5 protein-coding genes are annotated in these 6238 nt (G+C 38.0%); all 5 read left to right on the forward strand.

Annotation, left to right across the window (positions count from 1 at the left end; all coding sequences use genetic code 11):
- Positions 1 to 205 precede the first annotated feature (205 nt).
- Complete coding sequence (gene purF / locus C6H22_RS06020) at positions 206 to 1609, forward strand: amidophosphoribosyltransferase (protein WP_104694430.1); 1404 nt, start codon at positions 206 to 208, stop codon at positions 1607 to 1609.
- Between the two features lie 24 nt (positions 1610 to 1633).
- A complete protein-coding gene (locus C6H22_RS06025) occupies positions 1634 to 2596 on the forward strand; it encodes a TIGR01212 family radical SAM protein (RefSeq protein ID WP_104694431.1) in 963 nt (320 codons plus the stop codon).
- 20 nt (positions 2597 to 2616) lie between these two features.
- Positions 2617 to 3870, forward strand: coding sequence for an MFS transporter (locus tag C6H22_RS06030; RefSeq protein ID WP_104694432.1), 1254 nt, complete (start codon positions 2617 to 2619; stop codon positions 3868 to 3870).
- Between the two features lie 74 nt (positions 3871 to 3944).
- Positions 3945 to 4979, forward strand: a complete 1035-nt coding sequence (locus C6H22_RS06035; protein ID WP_104694433.1) for an aldo/keto reductase — start codon at positions 3945 to 3947, stop codon at positions 4977 to 4979.
- A gap of 452 nt (positions 4980 to 5431) precedes the next feature.
- A complete protein-coding gene (locus C6H22_RS06040; protein WP_233707069.1) occupies positions 5432 to 6232 on the forward strand; it encodes an HTH domain-containing protein in 801 nt (266 codons plus the stop codon).
- Positions 6233 to 6238: the final 6 nt, after the last annotated feature.

Below are 6238 nucleotides of genomic sequence, written 5' to 3' on the forward strand. Positions count from 1 at the left end.
TTTTTACGCAGGTCAAAGAATATGTAGAATTTTTGGGTATGCTAAGTGGTAAGCCTACAAGGGGTTATCTTATCTATCCTGCCAAAACGCAAATGTGTATAGCGATTCAAGGAGGATTAGATGTGTAGCAAAATTACAAAGGACTTAGGCTATAGGTGTATGTTTGTTATTTTTTGTGTGAGAAGTTTGAATATAGGAGTAGAGAATGAAAGATTGGAATGAAGAGTGTGCGGTAGTAGGTGTTTATAATGTAAAGAATGCCACGATTTTAAGCTATTATTCATTGTTTGCAATGCAACACAGAGGGCAAGAGGCTAGTGGTATTAGCACCTCTGATGGCACAAAAATCACGACACTTAAAGGCAATGGTTTAGTGACAAAAGTTTTTGATGAAGAAAATCTCAAAAAACTTCAGGGTAAATCAAGCATAGGACATAATCGTTATTCTACTGCAGGAGAAGATTCTATTAACGAAGCGCAACCTATTTTTGCGCGCTATTCGCTTGGTGAAATGGCAATCGTGCATAATGGTAACCTCACAAATGCTAAAGCAGTGCGTAAAATGCTTATAGATAAAGGTGCGATATTTCAAAGCCATCTTGATACAGAGAATCTTATTCATCTTATCGCCAACTCTCAAAAAGAACATCTTGTGGATCGTATTATTGATGCGCTAAGCTATGTTGATGGCGCGTATTGTTTTGTGTTTCTTTCACGAAGTAAAATGTTTGTCGTGCGTGATCGCTATGGATTGCGTCCATTGAGTTTGGGTAAGATTTATAATGATGATGGCAGTGTAGGGTATATCGCGGCAAGTGAAACTTGTGCATTTGATCTTGTGGGGGCGGAATATGTGCGTGATGTTGCACCCGGTGAGATGCTAATTTTTGAAGGTGCATATACGCCACTTAATGCATGTGAGCCAAAAAGTGTGCAGGTTTTTGCACCAAAACCTAAGCCGTGCGTGTTTGAGTATATGTATTTTTCTCGCCCTGATAGTCAAGTGTATGGCAAAAATGTGTATGAGATCCGCAAAAATATGGGGATTGAACTTGCCAAAGAGCATAGACTCAATGCTGATATTGTTATTCCCGTGCCAGATTCTGGAGTAGCAGCAGCACTTGGATATGCAAAGCAAAGTGGCATAGACTTTGAGCTTGGGATTATTAGAAATCACTATGTGGGACGGACATTTATTGAACCCTTGCAAAGAATGCGCGAATTAAAAGTGCGACTTAAACTTAATCCTATTTCTAGTGTTATACAAGGCAAAGAAATCATTGTAATTGATGATTCTGTGGTGCGTGGGACGACAAGTAAGCAGATTGTGCAGATTCTGCGTAAAGCAGGGGCAAAAAAAGTATATCTTCTTATTTCTGCACCTCCTACCATATCGCCGTGCTATTATGGTGTGGATACACCTGATAGAGATCAGCTTATTTGTGCAAACAAAAGCATAGAAGAAGTGCGATCGTATATTGGGGCAGATTTTTTGGGCTTTTTGTCTATTGATGGTATGTTGCGTAGCATCGGAGGAAATCAAGAATTTTGCAAGGCGTGTTTTGATGGGCAGTATGTCGATGAATATTTACTCCAAAGTGCTAAATAGGGATAAAAATTTTAAGGAGTAAATATGCGTGTGATCCTTACTGTTGGGCGGTATTTCAAAAAGCGTTTTGGGAGTAGGGTGCGCAAAATCCCCATTTCCTTGCAGGGTTTTACATGTCCAAATATCGATGGGAGTGTTGCAAAGGGAGGATGTATTTATTGCGATAATGAATCGTTTTCGCCAAGTCTTGTGAAAATTGATAAGCGTAGTGAAGTGAAAATGAATTTTACACTCAAAAATAACCCACTTTTGGACAAACAACTTACACAGCTTAGAGAACAATTTGCGTGGCATGCGGAGTTTCATGAGCGAAAATTTGGTATTTCAAAATATATGGTGTATTTTCAATCTTATACCAACACATATGCACATATCGATACACTTAAAGCCTTGTATGATTGTGCATTAGGGTTGCCTAATGTCGTAGGTATGAGTATTGGCACTCGGATTGATTGCGTGGATGATGAGGTGCTAGATTTGCTAGAGGGTTATGTCAAGGCAGGGAAAGAGATTTGGCTTGAATATGGGATTCAATCAGTGTATAACAAAACCTTAGCACTCACCAACAGAGGACATAGTATAGATGGCGCTAAGGAACTCTTTGCCAAAACTCGCGCTAGAGGGATAAAGGTGTGTGCACACATTATCTATGGATTGCCTGAAGAAAATGAGGAAATGATGTTACACACACTAGATTCTGTTATAGAATGGGGGATTGATAGTATCAAGATTCACCCTATGTATGTTGTCAATGGAACACGATTGGCAAAACTCTACAAAGATGGAGAATATAAGCCTATTAGTCTAGAAATGTTTGGAGATCTTATCGTGGAATCTTTGCGTCGCCTACCACCTGAAGTCGTGGTGCAACGCATTAGTGCAGGAGCGCACGATGAAACTCTTCTTGCACCACAATGGTGCTTTGATAAAAATATTCAAATGCGTTACATACGCGATAGACTAAAGGCAATAGGCATTGAATACTAAACCTTGTGTAAAGAAAGCAGATGAGTGTCTATAACGTTCTAGCTTGGTTAAATTTCTTTATTGCTGATGTGCGTGATGGCTTAGGCCCTTATCTAGGCGTATTTTTAAAAAATCATCACTTCTTAGAGGGGCAAATTGGGCTTATTGGCACAATTACTTCTCTTTGTGCATTGCTTTTTGGTGTGCCACTTGGAATCTTAGTCGATAAGACACCTTATAAACGCGCACTCATTGCATTTTGCATTTGTGCTATTAGTGGCAGCGTGCTGTTAAACTTCTTGTATCCAACATTTCTTTTTACACTCACCGCACAACTTGCTATCGCTTTGTGTGGCGTGTTTCTCGCTCCTGCTTTTGCAGCGATAACGCTTGGGATTGTTGGCAGGGAGCAATATGCCATTCAAACAAGTAAAAATGAAGCCTATAAACACGCCGGAACTGCTTTTAGTGCAGGATTAAGCCTCGTGTGTGCTTGGTATTATGGGATAACTTCGATTTTTATCATCACTATCCTCATGGGAATCTTTTCGTTATTGTGCCTTGCATTGTTACGCAATGTCTCTATAAACCATGCTTTGGCAAGAGGTAATGAAGAATCTACCGCCACCATATTTAAGCCAAAATCCCTTAAAAGAAGTTTTATGGACAAACGCATTATAGTGTTAAGTTTTGTAATGTTTTGCTTTCACCTTAGTAATGCCGCTATGTTGCCACTTTTAAGTCAGCGCGCACATACTTTGGGGATAGATTCAAGTGGTGCGTATGCAGCAGCCACTATTATCATCGCTCAAAGCACAATGATTCTTATCGCGCTTGTGTGTGGCAAACTTATTGTAAATCCTTTAGGGGATTCTCATAGAGATTTGCATGATAATAGTAATTCCAAACTCTCAAAAACCCTTTTTACTCTTATGGCAATTTCTCTCATAGGGCTTTGTGTGCGTGCGATGATTGCGGCAAATTATGAGGGCTTGGATGGTATGGTCGTTACACAGATTCTAGATGGAGTTGGTGCTGGGATTACAGGTGTGATTGTGCCTATTTTGGTGGCGATAGTCTTGCGTGGTAGTGGGCATATTAATGCTGGATTTAGTTTTGTGATGACTTGTGGTGGTATCGGTGGTGCATTAAGCGGAAGCTTGGGTGGCTTTGTGGCGCAGTATTTTGGGTATTTTCATGCGTATATAGCTTTGGGCAGTGCAGCGTTGCTTGGGGTTATTGTGTGGAGTTTTTCTTGGGTTATTTTTAAAAATCTTACACAAGCTAATTTCTGAATCTAGGGTTTGCTGAAATGTATTGCGTGGCGTGTATAATGCCAAGTTTAATTTATTTATTGTAGGAGATATGTATGAAATACAGATATTTAGGCAATAGTGGGCAAGTTATCCCAAATATGATGTTTGGAACTGCGACATTTGGAGGTAGTACAGAGATATTTAAAAAATGGGGTAGCACTCAAGTAGATGAGGCTAAGGCTTTGGTTAGAGTGTGTATGGATTTGGGGTTTAATGCTTTTGATACCGCAGATTGTTATTCTCTTGGAGATTCTGAAATTATTTTGGGACAAGCCCTTAAGGATTACAAAAGATCTGAAGTTTTTATCTCTACAAAAACAGGTATGTGGATGAGTGATAATCCAAATGACATTGGCACTTCAAGATCAAAGATTTTGCAAAGTATTGAAGCGAGTTTGCAGAGATTACAAACAGATTATATTGATTTATATCATTTGCATTGCTATGATGCCAAAACACCACATATAGAAGCCTTACAAACACTTAATGACTTAGTCAAAACAGGCAAAATACGCTATTTTGGGGTGAGCAATTATTCGGGTTGGCATTTGATGAAAATGCTAAGTGTTGCAGATGCCTATAATCTCCAAAGACCCGTGGTGCATCAAGCATATTATTCGCTTGGCGCAAGAGAATTTGAAAATGAGTTAATGCCACTTGGCATAGAAGAAAAAATAGGCACACTTGTTTGGAGTCCTTTGAGTGGATCCTTGCTATCGGGCAAAATCACAAGAAGTAAGCAAAACATCGATGATTCTAGGTTAGGAAGAGGCGGTGCTTGGGATATGGATAGAGAGCATTTATTAAGCATTGTAGATGAACTAGAATCTGTTAGCAAAGAAACTGGTCATTCAATAGCACAAATCGCACTTGCTTGGGTATTATCAAGACCAACAATTAGTTCTCTTGTGATAGGTGCTACAAAAGTTGAGCAATTAAAAGAAAATTTGCAAGCTAGCAAACTACAGCTTGATACAGAACATATCAAAAGATTAGATAAGGCTAGTCAAACAAAATTGGCATATCCATATTGGCATCAGAGATTTACGGTAGACAACAGAGACCCTTATCCTGTGAATCTGTATTAAGTAAATCAAGCATGAGATATTTAGAAGTATATTTATAACAGCTTATATTATCTTTGCGACAAGATAGATTCAAGGTTTATATTATAAAATCAGATCCTAATAGTTAAAGGAGCTTTCTTGGCTTATACGCAAAACTTGATAAACCCACCCTTTAGCTATACAGGATCTAAATATAAACTCTTATCTCGCATCAAATTCTAGAAACCATAAGTATTGTGCACACTTATAATCTTCCATATAAAGCTTTTAATAGTGGTAAAACAAATTACAAATCATCAAGAGTATATCTTTATTTGCCAAATCGTATAAGACAATATATTTTTTCACGGATCACATTAAAGAAACGCAAGAGCATTGAAAGCACTACAGAACCTTTTTCTTTTAATGAAACACCTCTTTTAAGTAAAAACACAATATAATACCCACATCAAAACCTAACAGCAGGGAATCCTATGGCAAAAATGACATTTTTGGAGTTAGCAGAAAACATTTTGCAAGAAACTAAGCAACCTATGACTTACCAACAAATATGGGATCTAGCTACACAAAAGAGACTTACGCAATCTTTAGAAAGTGCTGGTAAAACACCTTGGCAAACCTTGGCAGCGCAACTTTATTTGAATATTAAAAGGCAAGATTCTAAGTTTATCATTGTTACCAAGCGACCTACCACCTTTTGGCTCAAGTCTCGCAAAGATGAATTCAAAGAAGATGTGCAAGAACTCATCACCAAAGAAGAAACAGAAAGTTTAAAAAACACCAAATACAAAGAGCGAGATTTACACCCTTTGCTTGTGTATTATCTCGCAAATGCAAATGAATTTAGTTTGCAATGCAAAACAATCTATCACGAAAAAAGCAAAAAGCAAATAAGTGGCAAAGACAAATGGGAAAACCCAGATATTGTGGGCGTATATATACCTTTTGATGATTATGAACCCCAAATTCTTGAGATACTCAAACATATCAATCAAAATGTATGTAGCCTACTTTCGTTTGAATTAAAAGTTAAAGTAAATTTTGGGAATCTTAAAGAATCCTATTTTCAAGCAGTCTCTAATTCTAGTTGGGCAAATGAAGGGTATTTGGTGATTTTTGAAGAAATAGAAGATGAAATATTGGAAGAATTAAGGCGGCTTAATGCAAGTTTTGGGATAGGAGTAATCAAGCTAGAGGCAAACCCCTTGGATTCTAGAGTATTATTGTCAGCAAAAAGAAACGAAATTGATTTAGAAACTATGATGAGGTGTTAGAGGAAG

The organism is Helicobacter equorum, assembly GCF_900198655.1.
Classification (GTDB): domain Bacteria; phylum Campylobacterota; class Campylobacteria; order Campylobacterales; family Helicobacteraceae; genus Helicobacter_F; species Helicobacter_F equorum.

Excerpts from the sequence above, each read along its gene's own strand:
- purF (WP_104694430.1), top strand. The coding sequence starts at position 206 with ATGAAAGATTGGAATGAAGAGTGTGCGGTAGTAGGTGTTTATAATGTA.
- C6H22_RS06025 (WP_104694431.1), top strand. The coding sequence starts at position 1,634 with ATGCGTGTGATCCTTACTGTTGGGCGGTATTTCAAAAAGCGTTTTGGG.
- C6H22_RS06030 (WP_104694432.1), top strand. The coding sequence starts at position 2,617 with ATGAGTGTCTATAACGTTCTAGCTTGGTTAAATTTCTTTATTGCTGAT.
- C6H22_RS06035 (WP_104694433.1), top strand. The coding sequence starts at position 3,945 with ATGAAATACAGATATTTAGGCAATAGTGGGCAAGTTATCCCAAATATG.
- C6H22_RS06040 (WP_233707069.1), top strand. The coding sequence starts at position 5,432 with ATGGCAAAAATGACATTTTTGGAGTTAGCAGAAAACATTTTGCAAGAA.